The sequence below is a fragment of the Janthinobacterium amylolyticum genome, from assembly GCF_051380655.1.
GTDB lineage: Bacteria > Pseudomonadota > Gammaproteobacteria > Burkholderiales > Burkholderiaceae_D > Janthinobacterium.
In genome coordinates this window covers 1-23,190 of record NZ_JBNYXL010000015.1, presented here as the reverse complement: position 1 = coordinate 23,190, position 23,190 = coordinate 1, and the positions used below count along the sequence as shown (strand labels likewise).

Sequence of the window (23,190 nt, the reverse complement as noted above, 5' to 3'; positions counted from 1 at the left end):
CATGGCAGAACAAGCAAAACTTCCGCTGGGCAAGCTGCTGATCCAGAAAGGCGTGATCAGCGAAGACCAGCTGCGCATCGCGCTGATCGAGCAAAAGCGCAGCAGCGAGCCGCTGGGCAAGCTGCTGATCACCCTGGGCTTCGTCACGGAAGCCACGGTGCGCGAAGCGCTGAGCGAAAACCTGAAGCAGGTCAGCGCCGACCTGTCGAGCCTGGTGGTCGACGCCATCGCCTTGAAACTGATTCCGAAGGACGTGGCCAAGCGCTACCGCGTCTTCCCCATCGTGTACGAGCGGCAGGCCGACAATCTGATCCTTGCCATGGCCGACACCAGCAACATCGTCGCGCTCGACCAGATCAGCGCCATGCTGGTCAAGGGCATCACGATTTCCACGGTGCTGGTCAATGAATCGGACATTTCGCGCGCCATCGACCAGTACTACGGCTTCGAGCTGTCGATCGACGGCATCCTGCACGAAATCGAAACGGGCGAAGTCAGCTATCAAAGCATGGCCTCGCCATCGGATGAGTACAGCCAGCCCATGGTGCGGCTGATCGACGCGCTGCTGGCCGACGCCGTGCAAAATGGCGCATCGGACATCCACTTCGAGCCGGAACAATCGTTCCTGCGCATCCGCTACCGCATCGACGGCATCCTGCGGCAGATCCGCAGCCTGCACAAATCGTACTGGCCGGCCATGGCCGTGCGCCTGAAGGTGATGTCGGGCATGAATATCGCCGAGGCGCGCGCGCCGCAGGACGGCCGCATCAGCATCAAGTTTTCCGGACGGCAGATCGACTTCCGCGCGTCGGCGCAGCCGACCACGCATGGCGAAAACTTCGTGCTGCGCGTGCTGGACCGGCAAAAGGGCATCGTCCCGCTCGACGCCCTGGGCCTGGCCGAGGCGGAGCTGAACCTGCTGAAACTGATGATCGCCCGCCCCGACGGCGTGATCCTGGTGACGGGCCCGACGGGCAGCGGCAAGACCACCACCCTGTATTCGATACTCAACCATATCAATACGGAAAGCGTCAACATCATGACCCTGGAGGATCCGGTCGAGTATCCGATGAACATGATACGCCAGACCTCGGTCAACGAATCGGTCAAGCTGGGCTTTGCCGACGGCATCCGCTCGATGATGCGGCAAGATCCGGACATCATTCTGGTGGGCGAGATCCGCGACCGCGAAACGGCGGAAATGGCCTTTGCCGCCGCCATGACGGGCCACCAGGTGTATTCCACCCTGCATACGAGCTCGGCGCTCGGTTCCGTCTCGCGCCTGCTCGACATCGGCATCCTGCCCGACATCATGGCCGGCAACATCATCGGCATCGTGGCGCAGCGCCTGGTGCGCCGGCTGTGTGAGCATTGCAAGGAAACGGTCATCGCCGACGACCTCGAGCGCCGCCTGCTGGGCCTGCAGCCCGATGATGCGCCCGTCAGCATCTGCCGCGCCGTGGGCTGCGAGCGCTGCGCCCACCAGGGCTACAAGGGCCGCCTGGCCATCATGGAAATCCTCAAGATGAATGCCGAGCTCGATGAACTGACGGCGCGCCGCGCCAGCCTGCGCGAATTGAAGAGCGCGGCGCGCGCGGCCGGCTTCCATGCGCTGGTCGACGACGGCATGCGCCGCGTGAAGGAAGGCATTACCACCCTGGAAGAAGTGGCGCGCGTGGTCGACCTGACGGATAGGCTCAGCTGATGGCGCAATATGTCTACCGCGCCATGGATGCCGCCGGCGCCCTGATTCCCGGCAGCATGGAGGCGGCCAACGTGCCGGACCTGGAGGCGCGCCTGCACCGCATGCAGCTCGACCTCATCGACTGCAAGATCACGGGCCAGCATCTGGTGCTGCTGGGCAAGCGGGTCATCCACCGCCGCGACCTGATCAATTTCTGCTTCCACATGGAGCAGTTGACGGGGGCGGGCGTGCCCATCCTGGAAGGCTTGAACGACTTGCGCGAAAGCACCGACCACCCGCGTTTGCGCGAAGTGGTGACGGATCTGATTGAAAGCATCGAGGGCGGCCTGCCCCTGTCCGGCGCGCTGGCCCAGCATGCCGACATCTTCGACGCCACGTTTACCAGCTTGATCCTTGCGGGCGAACAGAGCGGCAGGATCGCCGAGGTGTTCAAGAACCTGTCGGAAAGTTTAAAGTGGCAGGACGAGCTGGCGTCGCAGACGCGCAAGATCATCATGTATCCCGTCATCGTCGCCGTCGTCGTGGCCGCCGTGACGTTTTTCCTGATGATCTACCTGGTGCCCCAGCTGACGGCCTTCATCCGCAACATGGGCGGCGAACTGCCGCTGCATACGCGCGTGCTGATATTGGTCTCGAATATCTTCATCGACTACTGGTATCTGCTGCTGGCCCTGCCCCTGCTGCTGTTCCTGGGCCTGCGCGCGGCCATCCGCCGCAGCGAAGCGGCGCGCTACGCCTTCGACGGCCTGAAGCTGCGGCTGTGGCTGATCGGTCCCGTGCTGCACAAGATCATCCTGGCCCGTTTTGCCACGTTTTTCGCCCTGATGTATGCGTCCGGCATCACCATCCTCGAATGCATCCGCCTGTCCGAAGGCATCGCTGGCAACCAGGTGGTGGCGGCCGGCCTGCGCCGCGCCGCGCAGCTGATCAGCGAGGGCCATGGCGTCACCAATGCCTTCCAGCACACGGGCATCTTCCCGCCGCTGGTGATCCGCATGCTGAAGGTGGGCGAAGCCACGGGTTCGCTCGACACGGCCTTGCGCAATGTCAGCTATTTTTATAACCGCGAAGTGAAGGAACTGATTGAAAAAGTGCAGGCCATGATCGAGCCGGCCATGACGGTGATCCTGGGCCTGCTGCTGGGCTGGATCATGCTGTCGGTGCTGGGCCCCATCTACGACACCATCAGTACGATTAAAACTTGAGACCCAATACCTGAGGCTGCCGTGTTCCGCAAACAATTGCTTTATCTGACCAGCGATACCCTGTGCGCCTACGACTGGCGCCATGGCGCGCTGGGCCCCGGCCAGGCATTTCCGGCCAGCGCGGCGGGGCTCGACGGCTTTGCCGCCTGGCTGGAAGACCCGCAGGCGCAGCGGCTCGACGTGCCCGCCTACCTGCTGACGGATTTGATCGAGGAAGATTTCCAGCACCAGCTCCTGCCCCACGTGCGCGGCAAGGCGGGCCGCGCCCTGCTGGAGCGGCGCAAGCTGCAGCTGCACCGCGACACGCCCTACCGGGGCAGCGCCCTGCTGGGCCGCGAAAGCACGGGCCGCCACGACGACCAGGTACTGTTCTTCGCGCTGACCAACCCGACCCTGCTGCAACCGTGGACGGAAGCGCTGGAACACTTGCGCATACCCGTGGCCGGCATCTATTCGACCAGCCTGCTGAGCATCGCACTGGTGAAAAAACTGGCGCTCACGCATGAACACCTGCTGCTGGTGACGCAGCAATCGGGCGGCTTGCGGCAGAGTTATTATGAGAAGGGCCAGCTGCGCTTCTCGCGCCAGACGGCAACCATCGCGCTTGACGGCGTGGCCGTGAATATTGCGCTGGAAACGGAGAAAACCCGGCAATTTCTCACCAGCACGCGCATGCTGGCGCGCGGCGACGTCTTGAATACGGTCATCCTGGCGCCGGCCACGCAGATCGCCAAGCTCGAATTGCTGTGCGATAACGGCGTGGAAGTGGCTTACCACTTCATCGACCTGCAACTGGCCAGCGAACGCGTGGGCTTGCGGCAGACGCCGGCGCTGGCCGACGAGTTGCTGCTGACCTTGCTTGGAAAACATCCGCCACCCAGCCACTACCCGCCTGGCCCGCTGGCCCGCTATTACCACTTCCAGCGCGCGCGCAAGACCCTGTACGGCGCCAGCGCGCTGATCGGCGCCTCGGCGGCCCTGTGGTGCGTGATCAATTTACTTGGCGGCATCAATGACGCGGCGGGCACGGCGCGCCTGCAGCAGGAAACGGCGTCCTACCAGGAACGCTACCGCAATACCATGTCCAGCCTGGCGCCGGCGCCGGCCAAGACGCAGAACATGAAAGTGGCCGTGACCCTGGGGCGCATGATCGCCAGCCAGGCGCCGGAACCGGGCCGCCTGCTGGGCTTGCTGAGCATGGCGCTGGACCAGGCGCCGCAAGTCAAGCTGGGCCAGCTGCACTGGCATGCGGGCCAGCCGCCCGCGCGCGCGGCCGGCAGCGGCCAGGCACCGCCGCAGCCGGATGCCAACCCCGTGCTCGGCAGCAGCCTGGCCGGCGTGCCCATCGCGCCACCGCAGGCGCTGCGGCTGGAAGCGGACGTGGACATGCCGAACAATGATTACCGCGCCGCGCTGGGCGCCATCACGGCCTTTGCGCAAAACCTGGCGCGCCAGCCGGGCATGCAGGTCAGCATCGAGGAAACGCCGCTGGACCTGCGTCCCAGCGCGTCCCTGTCGGGCAAGAGCGCCGCGCCGGCAGCGGCCAGCCAGGCCCGCTTCACCCTCTTGCTCGTGTGGCAGCCATGAGCGGCCCCGTCAAGCACCCGCCCCTGCCCGGCATGAAAAAAGCCGCGGCGCCCGCGCGCACCCTGCCCGCCTGGATGGGCGAGCTGCAGCTGGTCCGGCGTGCCCTGCTGTGCTTCACGCTGACCATGCTGGCCAGCCTGCTCTTGCTCAGCCTGAGCGCCGCCTACCGCCAGCGCCAGGAAATGCAGCTGGAAACGGCGCGCCACGCGCGCGCGGCCGCCGCCAGCCTGTTCAACCATGTGGAAGCGGAAAAGCAGGAAATCCGCATCTACGAACCGCAATTCCTGGCCCTGCGCCAGCGCGGCCTGATCGGCGAGGAAAACCGCCTGGCCTGGATCGATGCCATCCGCCAGAGCCAGGAGCGGCGCAAGCTTCTGCCCATCAGCTACGACATCAGCCCGCAGCAGCAGCTGCAAGTCCCCACGCCCATGGCCACGGGCCAGTACCAGCTGCGTGCCAGCAAGATGCAGCTGCACCTGGACTTGCTGCACGAAATGGACTTGCTGAACCTGTTCGACGACTTGCGCCAGGCCGGCTATTTTGCCGTGCACGATTGCGCGCTCAAGCGCATCGCCGGTGGGGCAGCAGGCACGGGTGCGAACGCGGGCGCGGGCGCGGACGCTGGCGGCGGCGTCGCGTCGGCCACCCTGAGCGCCGATTGCAGCCTGCTGTGGCTGACCTTGGGCAGCGGCCAGCCAGTCCAGGTGCATCCATGAGACGCGCCATCCTCCTGCTGCTGCCGCTGGCCTGCGGCATGGCCGCGGCCCAGGCGCCAGGGCCGCAGCTGGGGCGCCTGTTCGCCTCGCCCGAGCAGCGCGCCCAGCTCGATGCCCAGCGCTACGGGCCGCCGCCGGCCGATCCCGCACTGGCGCTCCCGCCACCGCCGCTGCCGCCGCCACCGGCCCCGCCCATGGAACTGAATGGCGTCGTGCAGCGCAGCAGCGGACGCTCCACCGTGTGGCTGAACCAGACGCCGCAAACGGAACCGTATAACCAGTTGGGCCATGACCGCAGCGGCGCTACGGGCACCCTGACCCTGCGCCTGTCGACGGGCCAGGTGGTGCTGCTCAAGCCGGGCCAGCGCTACGACCCGGCCACCGGCAGCGTCAGCGAAGCGCCGGAGGGGCAGCCATGAAGCCACTGGCTTGCCCGGCGCGGCGGCAAGGGCGGCAACGCGGCGCGGCCCTGCTGCTGCTGGTTGCCGTGCTGGGCCTGGGTACGGCCAGCTTGCTGATCAGCGCCTTTGGCCGCAACACGGCCGAGAACGCGCGCCAGCAGCGCACCCTTGCCACGCTGGCGCAGGCGCGCGACGCCTTGCTGGGTTTTGCGACGGTCAACGGCCGCCTGCCGCGCCCTGCCGCCTCGGCCATCGATGGCCGCGAGCGGGCCGATGCCTGCCAGAGCGATGCCGATTGCAGCGGCTTCCTGCCGTGGGTGGCGCTGGGCGTGAGCGGTGTCGACGCCTGGGGCAAGGTGCTGCGCTACAGCGTCACGCCGGAAATGGCGCGCGCACCCATCGTCTCGTTTTCCGCCGTCGCCAACCGCGTCGTGCGCACGCGCGACAGCCGCGGCGAACTGGTGTACATGGCCGGCCAGGAACAGTGCGACGTCAGCATCCAGTGCCTGCCCGTGGTGCTGTTCTCGCAGGGCAAGGCGCCGTTCGGCACCTACGCCAGCGGCGTGGCGCAGGCGCCCACGCTGCGCGGCGCGCTCGACGCGGCCGCCAACGACAGCGCCAGCCGCAGTGTCATCTCCCGTCCCGCCGATACCACCGGGCAGGTGGCCGGCGGCGCCTTCAACGATATGGTTGCCTGGATTACCTTGCCCACCTTGTACCAACGCATGCGCGCCGCGCGCAACCTGCCATGAGCGCCCGTCCCCCGCCTTGCCGGCGCCAGCACGGCTTTTCCCTGATTGAAATCGCCATCGTGCTGGTCATCGTCGGCCTGATGATCGGCGGCCTGGTCACGCCGCTGACGGTACAGCTGGAACAGCGCAAGGTGGCCGAGACGCAAAAAGCGCTCGACGAGGCCAGCGAGGCGCTGACGGGCTTTGCACTGCGCAATGGCTACCTGCCCTGTCCCGCCATTTCCAGTCAGAATGGCCTGGAAGACCGGCGCGGCGGCCGCTGCAACGGCGAAAAACGCGTGGGCTTCCTGCCCTGGGCCACGCTGGGCCTGCGCCAGGGCGACAGCTGGGACCATCTGTTCCGCTACAGCGTCACGCCCGCCTTCAGCGACAGCGCGCAGCCGTTCAGCCTGGGCACCCCGCGCGACATCAGCATCGTCACGCGCAACGGCGGCCCGCTGGTGCAGGCGACGGCGCTGAACGACATTCCCGCCATGATTTTGTCGCACGGCAAGAACGGCTTCGGCGCCACCAGCACGCAGGGCCAGCGCCAGGCCGGAGCGGCGGGCAACAATGTCGACGAGCGCAACAATGCGGCCAGCCTGAACATCTACATCAGCCGCGCAGCCAGCGGGCCGCAGCAAGCCGGCGGCGAATTCGACGATATCGTCGTCTGGCTGTCGCCCAACGTGCTGTTCAACCGCATGGTGCAGGCGCAAAGGCTGCCCCGCTGATGCCGATGCCGACCCTGCTCAAGCCCGTGCTGACCATCGCCCGCTACACGCTGCTCGAAGCGCTGCGCAGCCGCTTGCCCTGGCTGTGCGTGCTGGCCGCCTGCGCCGGTGCCGGCCTGGCCGGCTTCCTGCAGCAACTGGCGCTGACGGAAAGCGCTGCCGTGCAGGCGTCCCTGCTGGCGGCCGGCTTGCGCCTGGCCAGCGTTTTCCTGCTAGCCACCTTCATCGTCACCAGCATGGCGCGCGAAGCGGCCGACAAGGGCCTCGAGTGGCTGCTGGCCATGCCCATGCCGCGCGCCGCCTACGTGCTGGGAAAACTGCTGGGCTACGGCGCGCTGGCGGCCGTGCCGGCCGTGCTGTTCGGCCTGCTGATGGCGCTGTTCGCCCCGCCCGCCCGGAGCGCGCTGTGGGCCGCCTCCCTGCTGGGCGAACTGTGGATCGTCGCCGCCTTCAGCCTGCTGTGCGCCGCCAGCTTGCAGCAGGCGCTGCCGGCACTGGCCGCCGTCAGCGGCTTTTATCTCTTGGCGCGCAGCGTGGGCAGCCTGCAACTGCTGGCGCACGGCGCGCGGGCCGGCGATACCTGGGCGCAGCAGGCGATGGCGGGCGGCATCGACGTGCTGGCCCTGCTGCTGCCCCGCCTCGACACCTTCACGCGCACGGAATGGCTGCTGTACCCCAGCGGCGGCTGGCCCGACCTGGCCGGCATCGCCACGCAGACGGCCATATATGCGGGCCTGCTGGCCGCCTGCGCGCTGTGCGACTTTTATCGCCGGAATATCTGATGGCCGGCTCCTCGCGCCCCTGGGCCTGCGTGCCCCGCGCCCTGCGCTGGCTGCTGGCCGCGACGCTGCTGCTGCAGCTGGGCTGGCGCGTGCTGCAGCAGGCCGAACCGGTGCAGGCGCGCCCGCTGCCGCCGCCGCCCCCGCTGGCGGTGGCGCAAGTGGCCAGCCTGGGCGAACCGCTGGCCATGTCGAAGGCGCTGCTGCTGTACCTGCAAGCGTTCGAGGACCAGCCCGGCGTCAGCCTACCGTGGCGCCTCCTCGACTATGAACGGCTGGCCGGCTGGCTGGGCACGGCGCAAGCGCTCGATCCGCGCAGCCAGTACGCGCTGGTGGCCGCCAGCGAGGTCTACGCCGGCGTGGCCGACCCGGCCCGCGCGCGGCGCATGCTGGACTTTATCGCCGCCAGCTTCGCCGCCGATCCGGCGCGCCGCTGGCCCGCCATGGCCCAGGCCGTGCTGGTGGCCAAGCACCAGCTGCACGATCTGCCGCTGGCATTGCGCTACGCGCGCCAGCTGCGCCTGCTGGCGACGGCGCCGCAGGTGCCCCACTGGGTGCGCGAAATGGAAGCCTTCATTCTCGAAGACATGGACCAGCTCGACAGCGCCCGCCTGGTGATCGGCGGCCTGATCGCCAGCGGCCAGATCAGCGACCCGCACGAGCTGGCGTTCCTGGCGCGCAAGCTCGACGCACTGGCCGATGAAATTGCCGCAAAGAAAGCAATATTGGCGCACTGACATGGCGCTGCGCACTGCCGCGCACAGGCCATTCACGCGTCCCGCCATTTGCAGTAAACTGCCCCGTAAAGTGCCTACGCGGGCCCACGTTCTTGATAAGGAAATCCCATGCTCCCACGCCGCCAGCAAGGCTTCACGCTCGTTGAAATCGCCATCGTCCTGGTCATCATCGGCTTGCTGCTCGGCGGCGTGCTGAAGGGACAAGGCCTGATCGACAGCGCCAAGGTCAAAAACATCATCCAGCAATCGAATTCGCTGACGGCCGCCGTGAATGCCTACCAAGACAAGTTCCGCGCCCTGCCCGGCGACGATATCCAGGGCACCGTGCACGTGCCCAATTCGGCCGGCAACGGCAATGGCGACGGCCAGATCGGCGACGGCCAGCCGCGCGAATTCACCCTGGCGCCGCAGCACCTGGCGCTGGGCGGCTTCATCACGGGGTCCTACAACGGCACCTCGCAATTCATGACCAGTGCCCAGGGCGGCGCCGTCTACCTGTACAACGACGAAGTGGGCGGACGGGCCGGCAACGGCATCCGTTTCGACAACCTGCCCGCCGGCTACGCGGAACAGATAGACAGCAAACTCGACGACGGCATTGCCAGCACGGGCAGCGTGCGGGCGAACATGCCATATGGCAATACCGGTGCTATCATTCCCCGCACCGCCGTCTTCTTCTGACCAGGCAGTCACTATCATTCAGGGACGCTGCGCCTGCGCTGCCGTTCCCCGCCATCGCCACGCGCCCGTCGCGCATCATTGAAAGGAATACCATGCAATCGCACCGCAAACTCCTCGTTTCCCTGGCTGCCGCTGCCGCCTTGCTGGCGGGCAGCGCCCACGCGCAGTACGTGGGCCCGTCCACCGGTCCTGACGCGCCCAAGACGGTCGCCGCCATCCTGAAAAACCCTGTCGACGACCAGGCCGTCGTGCTGCGCGGCCAACTGCTGCGCAAGGTGGGCAACGAGAAATACACCTTCTCCGACGGCACGGCCGAGATCCGCGTGGAAATCGATGACAAGGTCTTCATGAACCGCAAGATCGACGCCAAGACCCAGGTGGAAATCCGCGGCGAAGTGGAGAAAGACTTCATGGAAAGCCCGGAAATCGACGTCAGCGTGCTGACCGTCGTGCCGTAACACCGTCCAACTCCTTCCCCGCCGCTCCCGCCGTCCTGGCGGGAGCCTGTTCCCCTGTCGCCGCCCGCCAGCCGCGGCGCATCGGCTTTCTGTGTGCCCTGCGCAACTCTTTTTTCACCTCAGAAACTAGGCTTGTCAGAACAATCAATTTCGTCTAGCATCTTTTCATTCAACGTCAGCCAGCGCCAGCGTGAGCGGGCCTGTCGACTCATCCATTCTGGGAGCCTTCCGGGTGCAAGATTTGCCTTCGATACGCTCAAGAATTTCATGGCTGGTGCTCGCCTGTGTCATTCCAACGGCGCTGGTATTTTTCCTGCTGGTGGCGCAAAGCTACACGCGCGAACGCAGCCATGTCGTCAGTGAAACAGCGCAGGCGGCACGCGCCGTCGCGGCCGCCGTCGAACGCGACCTGGACGGCGCCCGGCTGGCGGCACACATCCTGGCCGCCGCCCCCGCCCTGCAGGATGGCGATGCGGGCGCCCTGCGCGCACTGGCCGCCAGCCTGCTGCAGCCCGGCGTGGCCGTCGGCTCCTTCATCATTTCCGATACGTCTGGACGCCAGCTGGTCAATACCGGCCTGCCCGCCTATCCCGCCCCGCCACCGCTGCCGCAGAAATGGGCGGCCAGCATGCAGCGCACGCGCGAGCAGGGCAAGCCCCGCCTGACCAGCCTGTTCGTGGCGCCCGATGGCCTGCCCCAGCTGGCCCTGAACCTGCCGCTGCCGCGCACAACAGGCCAGGCCTACGTGCTCACGGCCCTGTTTCCAGCCGACTACCTGCCACGCCTGATGCGCGAACTGAGCATGCCTGCCTACCTGGGCGCGGCCATCCTCAATGCCGACGGCATCAACGTGGCGCGCACGCTGGCGCCGCAGCGCTATGTGGGCCAGCGCAGCGCGACGCCACTGCTGGAACAGATACGCCAGGGACGCGAAGGCGTGCTGCGCCATGCCACCCTGGAAGGACTCGACGTATACTCGGGTTTCCGCCGCGCGCCCGACGATGCCTGGACGGTGGTTGTCACCATGCGCACCAGCACCGTGGTCGACGCCCTGCTGCGCTCGGTGGTCACGGGTTCGCTCATCCTGGCATTGCTGCTGGGCGCCGCTTTCGCCCTGGCCTGGCGCGTGGGCGGGCGCCTGGCGCGCACGCAGCAGGCGCTGACCCAGCAGGTGCAGGCGCTGGCGCAGGGCAAGCCCTTGATGTCTGGCAAGCATACGGACCGCGAATCGGCCGACCTGGCCAGGGCCCTGGGCGCGCTCGAGCGCGACTTGCGGCGCCACCGCACGCAGCTTGAAAGCCTGGTGGCCGAGCGCACCCTGGCCCTGGAAAAATCCACGCGCCTGCTGGAAACCGTGTATGCGACGGCGCCCATCGGCATGCTGTTTGTCGACCGCGACTTGCGCATCGTCATGATCAACCAATACCTGGCCGCCATCAACGCGGCCAGCGTGGAACAGCATATCGGCCGCCGGGTAGGCACCATGCTGTTCGACGACGCCGTGCGCGCCGAGGTGGAACGCTGCCTGCGCCAGGTGCTCGAGACGGGCGAGCCCATCGTCGATATCGAGTTGAAAGGCAACAGCGGCCAGCAGCGCGACCAGGCCAGCCACTGGGTTGTCTCGTATCACCCGATCAGCGGGCCGGACCAGCAACTGCTGGGCGTGTCGGGGCTGTGGCTCGATATCACAGAGCGCAAGCGCAGCGAAGCGGAATTTCGCCGCTCCAAGCACCTGTTCGGCACCATCATCGAAAACATCCCGGCCATGGTCTTCGTCAAGCGTGCCGACAAGCTGAGCTTTGAGATGGTCAACCGCCACGCGGAACTGACCCTGGGGCGCTCGCGCGAGCAGCTGCTGGGCAAGACCGACAACGATTTCTTCCCGCCGCAGCAGGCGGCCGCCTTCATCGGCGCCGACCGCAAGCTGCTGGCGACGGGGCAGATGGTGGAAATCGAGCAGGAAGCGATCAACACGGCCGACGGCACGACGCGCCACTTCACCACGCGCAAGGTGGTGCTGCGCGACGATGCGGGGCGCGCCAGCCACGTGCTGGGCGTGTCGATCGATATCAGCGAACGCAAGCGCGCCACGGAGGTGCTGCACGCGACCACCTGGCGCCTGGAGCAGAGCGAGCGCTTCATCCGCACCGTCACCGACAACCTGCCCGGCATGGTGTCGTACTGGGGCCACGACTTGCGCTGCCGTTTCGCGAATAAGTTCTACAACGAGTGGTTCGGCCGCAGCAGCGCCGAACTGGCCGGCATCCACATGAGCGAGCTGCTGGGCCAGGAACTGTTCGACGTGTACGCGCCGCACGTGGAAGGCGTGCTGGCGGGCCGGCCGCAAAGCTTCGAGCGCGACCTGCTCGACCCGACGGGCCAGGTGCGCCATACGTGGACCAACTACATTCCCGATTTCGACGACAACGGCGGCGTGCGCGGCTTCTTCGTGCTGGCTTCCGACGTGTCCGAACTCAAGCGCACGGAACTGCGCCTGCACGAACTCAACGAACAGATGGTGCGCGCGCGCGACAAGGCCGAGGCGGCCAGCATCGCGAAGAGCGAATTCGTCGCCAACATGAGCCATGAAATCCGCACGCCGATGAACGCCATCATCGGCCTGGCGCGCCTGCTGGAAGAGTCGCCGCTGGAACGGCGCGAGCGCAGCTATGTCGGCAAGATCCAGATGGCCACCCAGTCGCTGCTGGGCATCGTCAACGACGTGCTGGATTTTTCCAAGATCGAGGCGGGCCAGATGGTGCTGGAACAGCGCCGTTTCCAGCTCGAACGCATGCTGGGCAGCGTCGGCGTGCTGCTGGCCAGCAGCGCCTGGGCGCGCGGGGTCGAGCCCGTCTTCGTGCTCGACCCCGGCGTGCCGCCAGAACTGATGGGCGACGCGCTGCGCCTCGAGCAGATCCTGATCAACCTGGTGGGCAACGCCGTCAAGTTCACCAAGGAAGGCGAAGTGGTGCTGTCCATCCGCAAGGCCAGCGAGGATGCGGCCAGCGTGACCCTGGAGTTTTCCGTGCGCGACACGGGCATCGGCATCGGCGCCGTCGAGCAGGAACACATTTTCGATGCCTTTTCCCAGGGCGACAGCAGCACCAGCCGCAAATACGGCGGCACGGGACTGGGCCTGGCCATCTGCCGCCGCATGGTGGACCTGATGGGAGGCGAACTCAGCGTGAAAAGCGAACTGGGCAAGGGTTCCGACTTCCGTTTCATCTGCCGTTTCGAGAAGGTGCCCGCCGCGCCGGAAAGCGCGGCCAGGGCCGTGCCCACGGCATTGTCGCTGCTGATCATCGATGACAATGCCAGCGTACGCGCCATGCTGGAAGACTGGTGCGCGGCGCACGGCTGGCACAGCCACAGCGCCGACAGCGGCGCGGCGGGCCTGGCGCTGCTGCGCCGCCATGCCGGCGGCGGTGCGGCGCCCGTCGACATGCTGCTGCTCGACGCGGCCATGCCGGGCATGGATGGCATTTCCATGCTGACGGAGGCGCGCGGCGACGAACAGCTGGCCCTGCCCCCCGTGATCATGCTGGTGGCCGACCAGGACAGCGAAAACCTCGAGCGCCTGGCAGACAGCCTGATGCTGGCCGGCGTCGTCTCGAAACCGGCCACGCCGGCACGCCTGCTGGCGGCCGTCATGGCCGTGCGCGAAGGGCGCAGCGCACCGCCCGCCCTGCCCGTCTCCACGCCGCTGTCGGGCCTGCTTGCAGGCATGCGCGTGCTGCTGGTGGAAGACAATGAAATCAACCAGGAAGTGGCGCAGTACATCCTGCTGCATTCGGGCGCCCGCGTGGCAGTGGCCGCCAATGGCCAGCTGGCCGTGGACATGCTGGCGCACACGCCGCAGGCCTATGACGTGGTGCTGATGGACTTGCAGATGCCGGTGCTGAACGGCTACGAAGCCACGCTGGCCATCCGCGCGCTGGGCTTGCGCGAGTTGCCCATCGTTGCCATGACGGCCAACGCCATGGACGAGGACCGCCTGCGCGCCATCGCCAGCGGCATGAATGCGCACATCTCCAAGCCCATCGATGTCGACGACATGGTGCAGACCCTGACGCGGCTGGTGCCGGCGCGGCCCGGCACGGCCGGCGCCACGGGTGCGCTCCCGCCTGGCGCCGCCAGCGCCGATGCCGTGGAGGTGCCGGCAACGGTGCCCGGCATCGACCTCGACGCAGCCCTGCACCGCTTCGGCGGCGATTATGGCGCGTTCCTGGCCCTGCTCAAGCGTTTCGAGAATTCGCAAGGCGACGCCGTCGAGCAAACGCGGCGCCTGCTGGCCGATGGCCAGATCCAGCCGGCGGCGCAATTGCTGCACCGCGTGTGCGGCGTGGCCGCCAACCTGGGCGCGGCGGACATCGCCAGCCTGGCCGCCGAGGCGGAAAAAGCGCTGAAGGGTGGCCGGCGGCGCGCCACGCAGTCGCTGCTGAGGCAGCTGGAGCAGGCCATGGCCGTCGTCATCGAGGGGGCACGCACGCAGCCGCTGCCGCGCAGCCACGCGGCGCCGGCCGCGCCCGGCACGCAGGCGGTCGACTTGCGCGCCGGCCTGACCCAGCTGCTGGTATTGATCCGCAATAACAACCTCAAGGCGCTGGCCCAGTTCCACGCCCTGCATCCCGCAATTGAACAGTCAGACCGCGAAGCTGCTCTGGCGATGGCAAACGCGATCGAGACGTTGAATTTTTCCGATGCGGAAAGACTCGTGCTCGATCAGCTGAAACGAGAGGAAAACAAGTGAGCTGGACCAACCTTGCCATGAACGGGCGCATCCTCATCGTCGATGACGCCATGGAAAACATCCAGATATTGCACCAGCTGCTGCGCGAGGAGCACGACGTGCTGTTCGCCCTGAGCGGCGAAAAGGCGCTGGAGATCGCGCACAATCAACTGCCGGACCTGATCCTGCTCGATGCCGTCATGCCAGGCATGGATGGCTACGCCGTATGCAATGCGCTGCGCGAATCGGCAGTTCTGAGCGCCATTCCCGTGATTTTCGTCACGGCACTGAACCAGCCCGAGGACGAGACGCGGGCGCTGGAAGCGGGCGCCGTCGACTTCATCACCAAGCCGTTCAACGCGGCCGTGGTGCGCGCCCGCGTGCGCAGCCAGCTGACCATCAAGCGCCAGGCCGACGCCATGCGCGAACTGTCGCTGACCGATTCACTCACGGGCGTGGCCAACCGGCGCAGCTTCAACGACACCATGGAAAGCGAATGGCGGCGCTGCGCCCGCGATGGCGTGGCCATGGCCGTCATCATGGCCGACATCGACCACTTCAAGGATTACAACGATACCTATGGCCACCAGGCAGGCGACCTGTGCCTGCAGCAGGTGAGCGCCGCCATGCGCCGCTGCGCCGTGCGCCCGCCCGACCTGCTGGCGCGCTACGGCGGCGAGGAATTCATCGTGCTGTTGCCGCAGGAAACGCGCGACGGCGCCGAGGTGGTGGCCCAGCGCATCCTCGACGAAGTGCGCGCGCTGCACATCCCGCACGCCAGATCGAGCGTCGGACCGTACGTCACCGTCAGCCTGGGCATGGCCAGCGTGATGCCCACGGAAGGCATGGACGCCAGCACCCTGATCCGCGCCGCCGACGCGCTGCTGTACCGCGCCAAGCATACGGGACGCGATAAATATTGCGCGTCGGAGGGGGAGTGAGGGGGCAGGCGCGTGCTGCCTGCCTGTCTGTGTCGGCTTACGCCCTGCGGGCTAAGCCGACCTACGCCGACCTGCGCTGACCTATTTCGACCTGCGCCGACCTGCGCGGCGAGCCAGGCCTGTCGCTCAGGGATAGCAGCGCATCAAAAACTCCGCCACGCACACGGGTTTCGGATCGCCTTCGCGCTCCATTGTGACGGCCCAGTTCACTTGCGCGCCTTCCGGCAAGTCGTCCACGGACAGGATGTCGAGGCGCGCGCGCAGGCGGCTGCCGACAGGCACGGGCGCGGGAAAGCGCACCTTGTTCAGGCCATAGTTGATGGCCATGCGGATGCCGGCCATGTGCAAGGCGCCCGCTAGCATGGCCGGCAGCAGCGATAAGGTCAGGAAACCGTGCGCCACGGTGCAGCCATACGGCGACTCGCGCGCGCAGCGCTGCGCGTCGACGTGGATCCACTGATGGTCGTCGGTGGCGTCGGCAAACGTATCGATGCGTTGCTGGGTGATGGTGAGCCAGTCGGAGACGGCCACGTGTTGCCCCGCCAGCGCCTGGAAACCGGCGATGCCGGCGATGTCACGCATGCTGCTCTCCGGCAGGACGGCGGCCGAACATGCCCATGCCCTCCACTGTGGTGACGACTTCGCCGTGCTGGTTGCGCACGCTCCACACGGAAATGACGATGCCGCGGTCCGGCTTGCTGCTGGACGGACGCACTTCCTTGACCTGGTAAGTGAGCTGCAAGGTGTCGCCCGCGCGCACGGGTTTGAGCCAGCGGATGCTGTCCAGGCCGGGCGAGCCCATGCTGGATGAATGCTTGAGCAAGTTATCCACCACCAGGCGCATCATCATGCCGCAGGTATGCCAGCCGCTGGCGATGACGCCCTTGAAAATGGTCTTTTCGGCGGCCGCATGGTCGACGTGGAACGGTTGCGGGTCGAAATCCGTCGCAAAAGCGATGATCTCCTCTTCCGTCACATGGCGCTGGCCCAGGTCGATTTCCAGGCCCTGCGTAAAGTCTTCAAAATACCAGTGTTTGGGTTTAACTTCAGTCAATACGGTCATGCGGTCTCCGTCGGCAAGAAGCCCGGCTGGGCGATAAAGCGCTCTATATGGTGTTCCAAGTCGCCCAGGGTCAGGGCGATCATCGAGAGGCGCTTGAAATGGTGGGCGGCGGGCAATTCATCGGTCACGCCCATGCCGCCATGCAATTGCACGGCTTGCTGGCCGACAAAGGTGGCGGCCAGTCCCACCCGTGCCTTGGCGGCGGAGACCGTGCGGCGGCGTTCGGCCACATCCTCGCTGCCGGCCTTGGCGGCGGCCAGCATGGCCATCGAGCGCGCTTGCTCCAGGTGAATGAACATGTCGGCCATGCGGTGCTGCAAGGCCTGGAACTTGCCGATCGGCGCGCCGAACTGCTGGCGCGTTTTCAGGTAGTCGAGGGTGGCGGCAAAGATGGCGTCCATGGCGCCCACGGCTTCCGCGCACAGCAAGGCGGCGCCATAATCGACGGCCGCGTCCAGCACGGGCCAGCCCTGCCCCGCCTGACCAATCAGCGCATCATGCCCCAGCACCACTTGCACGAGGGTCACGCTGGCGGCGCGCTGGCCGTCGATGGTACGGTAGTCGCGCACGCCAACGCCGGGCGCATCAACAGGCACGAGGAACAGCGAAATGCCATCCGTATCGCTCTGGCCGCCGCCGCTGCGGGCCGAGACGATCAGCGCGCCCGCCTGCGCGCCGTGGATGACGACGGTTTTCTCGCCGTCCAGCACGAAGCCGTCCCCACTGGCGGTGGCGGTCGTGGCGATATCGTGCATATCGTGGCGCGACTGCCGCTCGCCCAGCGCACACGCGAGCTTCAGGCTGCCGCTGGCGACCTGTTCCAGCACAGCATCGTGGCCGCCGGCCAGGCTCAGGAAGCGCGCGCCCAGCACGGTGGCCAGGTAGGGTTCCACCACCAGGCCACGGCCCAGTTCCTGCATCACCAGCAGCATGTCCACGGCCGTGCCGTCGAAGCCGCCCGCGCCGGCAGGCAGCGGCAAGGCCGTCATGCCCAGCTCGGCCAGGGTGGCCCAGGCCACATCGGACGTGCCCGTGGCCGAATGGATGATCTTTTGCCGCGTTTCAAAGCGGTAATCCTTGTCGACCCAGCGCCTGAGCGCGTCGGCGAATTGCTGCTGTTCCTGATTAAAATGGAAGTCCATGTCGTCTCCTTCTGGCTTACAGGCCCAGGATCATCTGCGTGATGATGTTTTTCTGGATTTCATTCGAGCCGCCATAGATCGATGTCTTGCGGTAATTGAAGTAATACGCGGCCAGCGGCGCGGCCAGGTCGTCGCCACCGGCGCTGTGCGGCGCGCCGCCATCGAGGAAGTCGGGATCAAACGGCAAGGCTTGCGGGCCGATGGCTTCCACCATCAGTTCCGTCAGCTGCTGCTGCAGTTCCGAGCCGCGCACTTTCAGCATCGACGCCTGCGGCCCAGGCCCCTTGCCTTCTTCGCTGATGACGCGCAAGACCGTCATTTCCAGCGCCATCAATTCGATTTCCAGATGCGCCACTTTCGCAGCAAAGGCGGGATCGTGCAGCAGCGGCGCACCGCGCTTGGCTTGTTGCATGGCCAGCTGTTTGAGGAAAGTCAGTTCGCGCTTGGAGCGGCCGACGGCGGCGATGCCCGTGCGTTCGTGCCCCAGCAGATATTTGGCGTAGGTCCAACCCTTGTTTTCCTGGCCCACCAGATTGCTGACGGGCACGCGCACATTGTCGAAGAAGACTTCGTTCACTTCATGCTCTTCATCGAGCATGATGATGGGACGCACGGTGATGCCCGGCGTTTTCATGTCGATCAGCAAGAAACTGATGCCCTCCTGCTTGCGCACCGTGCTATCCGTGCGCACCAGGCAAAAGATCATGTCCGCGTGCTGGCCGAGGGTGGTCCAGGTTTTCTGGCCGTTGACCACGTAATGGTCGCCATCGCGCTCGGCCGTGGTCTTCAGCGAGGCCAGGTCGGAACCGGCGCCCGGCTCCGAATATCCCTGGCACCACCAGTCGTCGCAGTTCAGGATGCGCGGCAAGTAGTATGCTTTTTGTTCGGCGTTGGCGAAGGCCATGATGACGGGCGCCACCATATTGACGCCGAATGGCAGGATGGGCGGCGTGGCGGCGCGCGCGCACTCGTCTTCCCATATGTGGCGCTGCACGGACGTCCAGCCCGTGCCGCCATATTCCACAGGCCAGGCCGGCGCGGCCCAGCCCTGCTTTGCCACAATCTTGTGCCAGCGCACGTAATCATCGCGGTTCAGGCGCAGATGCAGGCGCACCTTGCGCTGCAAGTCCGCCGGCAGATGGCTGTCGAGAAAGGCCCGCACGGAGTCGCGAAAAGCGTTCTCCTCGGCCGTGTACTGTAAATCCATGTCTGTCTCCCTGTTCTTATGAGTTGCCGTGATGCCTGCACGCAAGGAAGCTCAGCGCACAAAAAAAGCACGACCGTTCTCAAGGATTGTACAACAGAATGGGAGTGGCGCCAGGGGTTTTACAAAGGCTGGCGCGCAAGGGAAGTCAATGCAATCGGCTGGCTGGCGCAGCACCGCGTCTATGTATGCGACAGGATATTTATGAGCTTGCCGAACGGGTCGCGCACGAAAAACCGCCGGACACCCCAAGGTTCATCGGCAGGGCCATATTCAATGGGAAACCCTGCGCTGGACATGCGTTCCAATGCGGCATCCACGTCATCGACTTCAATGGAAAGGTCGGGCACGGCAGTGTTCGAGCCGCCTTGCGTCGCGAAGCTCACTTGAACGCTCATCTCGGCTTGCGAACCATACGTCATGATCCAGCCGTGGTCCATCACCAGGCTCAGCCCCAGCACGTCCTCGTAAAACTTCCGCGCCAGGCCCGGATCCGACGCCGGGAAATTTGCAACGATACGCGTGACTTGCATAGTTTTCCTCCGTGTCAGTATAAGCTTCGATCGCCATTTCCCACTCTGCTCAATATCGTCATCCACGTCTCCAGGCATTTCCGCTACTGGCGAGATGAGCACTTTTCGCAACTACCTTTAAGCAACAGCCCCCGTAGCAGCAATTCCAATGCAGCGGTTCCTTTTATCAAGCGCGCATTGCCTTCGTCGCCGTCTGCGATCCAGAACGCCGCTTCCGCCAGACTGCCGTAGATCAGCGAAGCCAATGCCTGTGGGCAAGCGTCGGCCACGATGCCCTGTTGAATCAGTTCCTGGATCAGCCCTTGCATCGACTCGAGGCAATGGCGCTGCGAGTCCGGTGAGGCGCCACCCACGACCGCCCTCGCATCGCGCAAGACGATGCGCTGAATTTCCGGTTCCAGAGCCATCTCCAGATAGGCGCGGCAGCGATGGCGAAAGCCATCCCACAAGTCTGCGGCGCTGTCGGAGATGGCTTGCAGGCGGCCATCCATTTCCGCGTCGATCTGTTCCACCACCGCCAGCAGCAAGCCCTTCTTGTCGCCGAAGTGATGGTACAGGGCACCCCGCGTCAGCCCTGCCTGGGCGGTAAGGTCGTCCATGGACGTGTCGGCATAACCGCGCTCGCTGAACACTTTGCGGGCCGTGGCCAGCAACGATGCGCGGGTTTCTTCCATTTCGGCACGGGTACGGCGAACCATTGCTTTCTCCTTACATACGTAGCGTATGATTATTTACATGCAGTGCGTATGAATATATACTATTCATACGCGATGTATGTATTATCACTGCGACGTGTCTCTATTGCAAGAAGGGCACACACCGTTTCACGCATCATCAATGAAGGATATGAACCATGAGTACGTCTCCCTGCGCTGCCGCAGAAACTTCTGGCCGCCACCCGTGGCTGGCGGTCGCCGCTGTCGGCATGGCCACCTTTTCCGTCGTGACGACGGAAATGCTGCCGGTCGGCCTGTTGACGCCGATTGCCAACACCCTGGACACCTCCACGGGAACGGCCGGCCTGATGATCTCGCTGCCAGCACTATTAGCGGCCATGTTCGCGCCCCTGGTCGTGGTCGCATCGGGCAGCCTGGACCGGCGCAAGATACTCTGTGGTTTGCTGACACTCCTCGTGATCGCGAACATTGCCTCGGCCCTGGCGCGAAACATGGCGTGGATGCTGGCGGCGCGTATTCTCGTCGGTTTCTGCATGGGCGGCATCTGGGCCATCGCCGGCGGCCTCGCTTCCCGGCTGGTTCCTGCCCGCTCGGTTGGCCTGGCAACGTCGGTCATCTTCGGCGGCGTGGCGGCCGCTTCCGTGCTGGGCGTGCCGCTAGGCGCACAAATCGGCGACCTCGCAGGATGGCGCTGGGCTTTCGGCGTCATGGCGCTGTTCAGCGGCCTGGTACTGGCGCTGCACCTGGCCGTCATTCCCGCCCTGCCCGCTGCCGCTGCGGCGACCTTGCGCCAATTCGGCAAGCAGCTGCGCAACAGGCAGTTGCAAGCGGGGCTGCTTCTGACCCTGTTGCTGGTAACCAGCCATTTCATGGCCTTTACCTTCGTGCGCCCGCTACTGCTGTCCATGTCGGGATTTGATACGCAATGGCTGGGCGCACTGCTGTTTGCCTATGGCTTCGCTGGCATCATTGGAAACTTCCTGGCCGGTGTCATGGCCGTGCGGCGCACGGCGACTACCATCATCGCCATCTCGGGCGGCCTGCTGCTCACGCCGCTGCTGTTCCTGGCCGTCGGCGGCTCCGGCATCGGCGGCGGCATGGTGTTGCTGGCCTGGGGACTGGCCTACGGCGGCGTATCGGTCGGCCTGATGACCCTGATGATGAAGGCGGCGCCCGGCGCCGTGGAGATCGTCGCCGCGCTGTATGTGGGCGTCTTCAATATCGGCATTGCGCTCGGCGCGTGGACCGGCGGCCAGGCCGTGGACAGGCTGGGCCTCTCCGCCAACCTGTGGCTTGCCGCAGGATGCGCTGCGGCCGCCTTGCTGCTGTCGTTTGGCATCCGCTTTATGGAAGCCAACAAGCAGCCTGGCGCTGCAAAAGACTGACGCTGACCGCCATCACCCATACAAATGCAGCAGCACCTGCACGGCAACGATCTTGACGATGGTCATGCTGGGGAAAATCATGGCGTAGCCCAGGTTCGGACGGTCCGACTTGGCCAGACGATTGGCGAACACCAGCACGGCCGGGTTGCCCGTGGCGCCGGCCGCGATGCCCAGCAATTCGGGGAATGGCAGGCGCAGGAAGACCTTGCCCAGGATCACCACGAGGGCCACCACCACCAGCACCGTCACGGCGCCCAGCGCCAGCATGGGCAAGCCATCGGCGCCAACCTGCTGCACGAACGGCAAGCCAGAGGCCATGCCGACGGAGGCAAGGAAGATCGTCAAGCCATAGTTGCGCATGACCAGGTTGGCCGACAGCGGCAGGCGCCAGCTGATCTTGCCTATTCTGCCCAGACGGCCGAGGATCAGCGCCATCACCAGCGGCCCGCCGGCCAGACCCAGGCTGAACGAGCCTATCCACGGCAAGGGGATCGGCACCAGGCCCAGCAGCACGCCCAATACCATGCCCATGCCCAGCGAGACATAGCTGAATTCGGCCGTGGCCGTGATGGAGTTGCCGAACAGTTTGCGCACGTCGGCCGCGTGTTTCGCCGGCGCAATGGCCATCACCCGGTCGCCAAATTCCAGGGTCAGGTAGGGGTGCGGCAAGATCATGGCATCGCCACGGCGGATAAACGCAATTTGCAGGGGAAAGTCTTTCGACAGGTTCAGCTCGCCCAGCGGCACGCCGACGATCTCCGCATCGGACACAAACACTTCGTTGCCGTCGAAATCGCTGCGGTCCTTCATCAGGCGGCCTGGGTCCAGGTGGCCCAGCGCCGTGCGCGCCGCTTCCACGCCTTCGACCGTGCCCGAGACCATCACGGCGTCGCCCACGCCGATCACCATGGACGGATCGGGCAAGCGGTTCTGGTGGCCCTGTCGCACGCCGATGACTTGCACACCGGCCAGCGGGCCATCGGCCAGCTCGGACAGGGTAGCGCCCGCCAGCCGGGCTTCGTCGATGGTGATTTCCGACACGATGATCGGTGCAGGCGGCGGCGCCAGCACGGGCTTCAAGATGCGTCCGGCCAGGTACAGGCCCAGCATGGGCCCGACGACGCCGAACGGATACGCGACGGCATAGCCGACAGCTGCGTCGCGGTTGCCATGCGATGCTTCCAGCGCCGCCTGCAGGGCGGCCGTGCTGGTCATGGCGCCGGCAAACACGCCGCTGGCCATGCGCAGCGATATGTCGATCCACTGCCCGCCCCAGATGGATACGGCCAGGCCGCCCATCACGGCAACGAAAGCGATCAGGTTGTGTTTCTGCCCCGCGCCGCGCAAGCCGGCGAAAAACTGCACGCCATACTGCACGCCGATGCCATACAGGAACAGCAGCAAGCCGATGGAGCCGACCATGGGCGGCGGCACGGAGCCGGGCGCGAACGCCCCCAGCGCCAGCCCGGCAAACAGCACGCCGCCCACGCCCAGCGAAAAACCGAAAACGCTGACGCGCCCCAGCGCATAGCCGGCGCCGATGACAAGGAACAGGGCCAGGATCGGCGACGACTCCAGGGTATGGCGAAAGAGTTCTAGCATCGGTGCAACCTTATTCTGGGGAAAGCGCAGTTTAGCATGCACAAAAGCAACACGAAGGCGAGCTTGTAGTGGTTTAATGTACCCGGACACCAATTTAGGCGAGAATGCTCGCCATGGAGAGGTGTTTGATGAGCAAGCAAAGACGTACATTTTCCCCTGAGTTCAAGCAGCAGGCAGCAT

Annotated in this window: 21 protein-coding genes; 14 read left to right on the top strand and 7 right to left on the bottom strand. The window is 65.7% G+C overall.

Features of this window, described 5'->3' with window-relative positions; genetic code table 11:
- Position 1: 1 nt before the first annotated feature.
- The 13 genes from ACQ4WR_RS25920 (at position 2) to ACQ4WR_RS25860 (ending at position 15,404) form a co-directional block, all read left to right on the top strand.
- Entirely contained in the window at positions 2-1,705 is a 1,704-nt protein-coding gene (locus tag ACQ4WR_RS25920; protein ID WP_102298935.1) for a GspE/PulE family protein, read from the top strand.
- The gene (locus ACQ4WR_RS25915) at positions 1,705-2,910 is read left to right on the top strand and encodes a type II secretion system F family protein (RefSeq protein WP_436490801.1); all 1,206 of its coding nucleotides are present in this window, start codon (positions 1,705-1,707) and stop codon (positions 2,908-2,910) included. The genes ACQ4WR_RS25920 and ACQ4WR_RS25915 overlap by 1 nt, the downstream gene beginning before the upstream one ends.
- A 21-nt stretch (positions 2,911-2,931) precedes the next feature.
- Positions 2,932-4,497: a hypothetical protein gene (locus tag ACQ4WR_RS25910; RefSeq protein WP_436490800.1), complete on the top strand. Its 1,566-nt coding sequence runs from the start codon at positions 2,932-2,934 to the stop codon at positions 4,495-4,497.
- Entirely contained in the window at positions 4,494-5,213 is a 720-nt protein-coding gene (locus tag ACQ4WR_RS25905) for a hypothetical protein (protein WP_436490798.1), read from the top strand. Before ACQ4WR_RS25910 ends, ACQ4WR_RS25905 begins: the two co-directional genes overlap by 4 nt.
- Positions 5,210-5,632: a hypothetical protein gene (locus ACQ4WR_RS25900; protein ID WP_436490796.1), complete on the top strand. Its 423-nt coding sequence runs from the start codon at positions 5,210-5,212 to the stop codon at positions 5,630-5,632. Before ACQ4WR_RS25905 ends, ACQ4WR_RS25900 begins: the two co-directional genes overlap by 4 nt.
- Positions 5,629-6,366: a hypothetical protein gene (locus ACQ4WR_RS25895; protein ID WP_102299579.1), complete on the top strand. Its 738-nt coding sequence runs from the start codon at positions 5,629-5,631 to the stop codon at positions 6,364-6,366. The genes ACQ4WR_RS25900 and ACQ4WR_RS25895 overlap by 4 nt, the downstream gene beginning before the upstream one ends.
- Positions 6,363-7,079, top strand: a complete 717-nt coding sequence (locus ACQ4WR_RS25890) for a type II secretion system protein (RefSeq protein WP_436490794.1) — start codon at positions 6,363-6,365, stop codon at positions 7,077-7,079. Before ACQ4WR_RS25895 ends, ACQ4WR_RS25890 begins: the two co-directional genes overlap by 4 nt.
- On the top strand, positions 7,079-7,861 hold the full coding sequence (locus ACQ4WR_RS25885) for an ABC transporter permease (RefSeq protein ID WP_436490792.1): 783 nt from the start codon (positions 7,079-7,081) through the stop codon (positions 7,859-7,861). Before ACQ4WR_RS25890 ends, ACQ4WR_RS25885 begins: the two co-directional genes overlap by 1 nt.
- Positions 7,861-8,595, top strand: a complete 735-nt coding sequence (locus ACQ4WR_RS25880; RefSeq protein ID WP_436490790.1) for a hypothetical protein — start codon at positions 7,861-7,863, stop codon at positions 8,593-8,595. The genes ACQ4WR_RS25885 and ACQ4WR_RS25880 overlap by 1 nt, the downstream gene beginning before the upstream one ends.
- 108 nt (positions 8,596-8,703) lie before the next feature.
- A complete protein-coding gene (locus ACQ4WR_RS25875) occupies positions 8,704-9,276 on the top strand; it encodes a prepilin-type N-terminal cleavage/methylation domain-containing protein (RefSeq protein ID WP_102299381.1) in 573 nt (190 codons plus the stop codon).
- Positions 9,277-9,368: 92 nt separating this feature from the next.
- Positions 9,369-9,734, top strand: coding sequence for a YgiW/YdeI family stress tolerance OB fold protein (locus ACQ4WR_RS25870; RefSeq protein ID WP_102299383.1), 366 nt, complete (start codon positions 9,369-9,371; stop codon positions 9,732-9,734).
- 274 nt (positions 9,735-10,008) lie between these two features.
- On the top strand, positions 10,009-14,484 hold the full coding sequence (locus ACQ4WR_RS25865; RefSeq protein WP_436490788.1) for a PAS domain-containing protein: 4,476 nt from the start codon (positions 10,009-10,011) through the stop codon (positions 14,482-14,484).
- Positions 14,481-15,404, top strand: coding sequence for a diguanylate cyclase domain-containing protein (locus ACQ4WR_RS25860; RefSeq protein ID WP_102298425.1), 924 nt, complete (start codon positions 14,481-14,483; stop codon positions 15,402-15,404). Before ACQ4WR_RS25865 ends, ACQ4WR_RS25860 begins: the two co-directional genes overlap by 4 nt.
- Positions 15,405-15,530: 126 nt before the next feature.
- Here ACQ4WR_RS25860 and ACQ4WR_RS25855 read toward each other — a convergent pair whose 3' ends face one another.
- The 6 genes from ACQ4WR_RS25855 to ACQ4WR_RS25830 all read right to left on the bottom strand — a co-directional run bounded on the left by ACQ4WR_RS25855 (position 15,531) and on the right by ACQ4WR_RS25830 (position 20,044).
- On the bottom strand, positions 15,531-15,986 hold the full coding sequence (locus ACQ4WR_RS25855) for a MaoC family dehydratase (RefSeq protein ID WP_436490786.1): 456 nt from the start codon (positions 15,984-15,986) through the stop codon (positions 15,531-15,533).
- Positions 15,979-16,467 (bottom strand): MaoC family dehydratase, encoded by a 489-nt coding sequence (locus tag ACQ4WR_RS25850; protein WP_436490784.1) that lies wholly within the window; start codon positions 16,465-16,467, stop codon positions 15,979-15,981. The genes ACQ4WR_RS25855 and ACQ4WR_RS25850 overlap by 8 nt, the downstream gene beginning before the upstream one ends.
- On the bottom strand, positions 16,464-17,609 hold the full coding sequence (locus ACQ4WR_RS25845) for an acyl-CoA dehydrogenase family protein (protein WP_436490783.1): 1,146 nt from the start codon (positions 17,607-17,609) through the stop codon (positions 16,464-16,466). The genes ACQ4WR_RS25850 and ACQ4WR_RS25845 overlap by 4 nt, the downstream gene beginning before the upstream one ends.
- A 16-nt stretch (positions 17,610-17,625) precedes the next feature.
- Positions 17,626-18,816: an acyl-CoA dehydrogenase family protein gene (locus ACQ4WR_RS25840; protein ID WP_436490781.1), complete on the bottom strand. Its 1,191-nt coding sequence runs from the start codon at positions 18,814-18,816 to the stop codon at positions 17,626-17,628.
- A 179-nt stretch (positions 18,817-18,995) separates the two neighbouring features.
- The gene (locus ACQ4WR_RS25835) at positions 18,996-19,346 is read right to left on the bottom strand and encodes a VOC family protein (RefSeq protein ID WP_102298432.1); all 351 of its coding nucleotides are present in this window, start codon (positions 19,344-19,346) and stop codon (positions 18,996-18,998) included.
- Positions 19,347-19,429: 83 nt separating this feature from the next.
- On the bottom strand, positions 19,430-20,044 hold the full coding sequence (locus ACQ4WR_RS25830; protein WP_436490779.1) for a TetR/AcrR family transcriptional regulator: 615 nt from the start codon (positions 20,042-20,044) through the stop codon (positions 19,430-19,432).
- A 155-nt stretch (positions 20,045-20,199) separates the two neighbouring features.
- Between ACQ4WR_RS25830 and ACQ4WR_RS25825 the strand changes: the two genes are divergently transcribed.
- Positions 20,200-21,408, top strand: coding sequence for an MFS transporter (locus tag ACQ4WR_RS25825; protein ID WP_436490777.1), 1,209 nt, complete (start codon positions 20,200-20,202; stop codon positions 21,406-21,408).
- A 12-nt stretch (positions 21,409-21,420) separates the two neighbouring features.
- Here the strand turns inward: ACQ4WR_RS25825 and ACQ4WR_RS25820 are convergent, their stop codons facing one another.
- Entirely contained in the window at positions 21,421-23,010 is a 1,590-nt protein-coding gene (locus ACQ4WR_RS25820) for an aspartate:alanine exchanger family transporter (protein ID WP_436490776.1), read from the bottom strand.
- Positions 23,011-23,190: the final 180 nt, after the last annotated feature.

What these genes read in the sequence shown, in the direction of transcription:
- ACQ4WR_RS25870 (WP_102299383.1), top strand. Translation starts at nt 9,369, where the DNA reads ATGCAATCGCACCGCAAACTCCTCGTTTCCCTGGCTGCCGCTGCCGCC.
- ACQ4WR_RS25905 (WP_436490798.1), top strand. Translation starts at nt 4,494, where the DNA reads ATGAGCGGCCCCGTCAAGCACCCGCCCCTGCCCGGCATGAAAAAAGCC.
- ACQ4WR_RS25855 (WP_436490786.1), bottom strand. Translation starts at nt 15,986, where the DNA reads ATGCGTGACATCGCCGGCATCGCCGGTTTCCAGGCGCTGGCGGGGCAA.
- ACQ4WR_RS25900 (WP_436490796.1), top strand. Translation starts at nt 5,210, where the DNA reads ATGAGACGCGCCATCCTCCTGCTGCTGCCGCTGGCCTGCGGCATGGCC.
- ACQ4WR_RS25885 (WP_436490792.1), top strand. Translation starts at nt 7,079, where the DNA reads ATGCCGATGCCGACCCTGCTCAAGCCCGTGCTGACCATCGCCCGCTAC.
- ACQ4WR_RS25850 (WP_436490784.1), bottom strand. Translation starts at nt 16,467, where the DNA reads ATGACCGTATTGACTGAAGTTAAACCCAAACACTGGTATTTTGAAGAC.
- ACQ4WR_RS25895 (WP_102299579.1), top strand. Translation starts at nt 5,629, where the DNA reads ATGAAGCCACTGGCTTGCCCGGCGCGGCGGCAAGGGCGGCAACGCGGC.
- ACQ4WR_RS25840 (WP_436490781.1), bottom strand. Translation starts at nt 18,816, where the DNA reads ATGGATTTACAGTACACGGCCGAGGAGAACGCTTTTCGCGACTCCGTG.
- ACQ4WR_RS25890 (WP_436490794.1), top strand. Translation starts at nt 6,363, where the DNA reads ATGAGCGCCCGTCCCCCGCCTTGCCGGCGCCAGCACGGCTTTTCCCTG.
- ACQ4WR_RS25825 (WP_436490777.1), top strand. Translation starts at nt 20,200, where the DNA reads ATGAGTACGTCTCCCTGCGCTGCCGCAGAAACTTCTGGCCGCCACCCG.
- ACQ4WR_RS25875 (WP_102299381.1), top strand. Translation starts at nt 8,704, where the DNA reads ATGCTCCCACGCCGCCAGCAAGGCTTCACGCTCGTTGAAATCGCCATC.
- ACQ4WR_RS25915 (WP_436490801.1), top strand. Translation starts at nt 1,705, where the DNA reads ATGGCGCAATATGTCTACCGCGCCATGGATGCCGCCGGCGCCCTGATT.
- ACQ4WR_RS25835 (WP_102298432.1), bottom strand. Translation starts at nt 19,346, where the DNA reads ATGCAAGTCACGCGTATCGTTGCAAATTTCCCGGCGTCGGATCCGGGC.
- ACQ4WR_RS25845 (WP_436490783.1), bottom strand. Translation starts at nt 17,609, where the DNA reads ATGGACTTCCATTTTAATCAGGAACAGCAGCAATTCGCCGACGCGCTC.
- ACQ4WR_RS25880 (WP_436490790.1), top strand. Translation starts at nt 7,861, where the DNA reads ATGGCCGGCTCCTCGCGCCCCTGGGCCTGCGTGCCCCGCGCCCTGCGC.
- ACQ4WR_RS25830 (WP_436490779.1), bottom strand. Translation starts at nt 20,044, where the DNA reads ATGGTTCGCCGTACCCGTGCCGAAATGGAAGAAACCCGCGCATCGTTG.
- ACQ4WR_RS25820 (WP_436490776.1), bottom strand. Translation starts at nt 23,010, where the DNA reads ATGCTAGAACTCTTTCGCCATACCCTGGAGTCGTCGCCGATCCTGGCC.
- ACQ4WR_RS25920 (WP_102298935.1), top strand. Translation starts at nt 2, where the DNA reads ATGGCAGAACAAGCAAAACTTCCGCTGGGCAAGCTGCTGATCCAGAAA.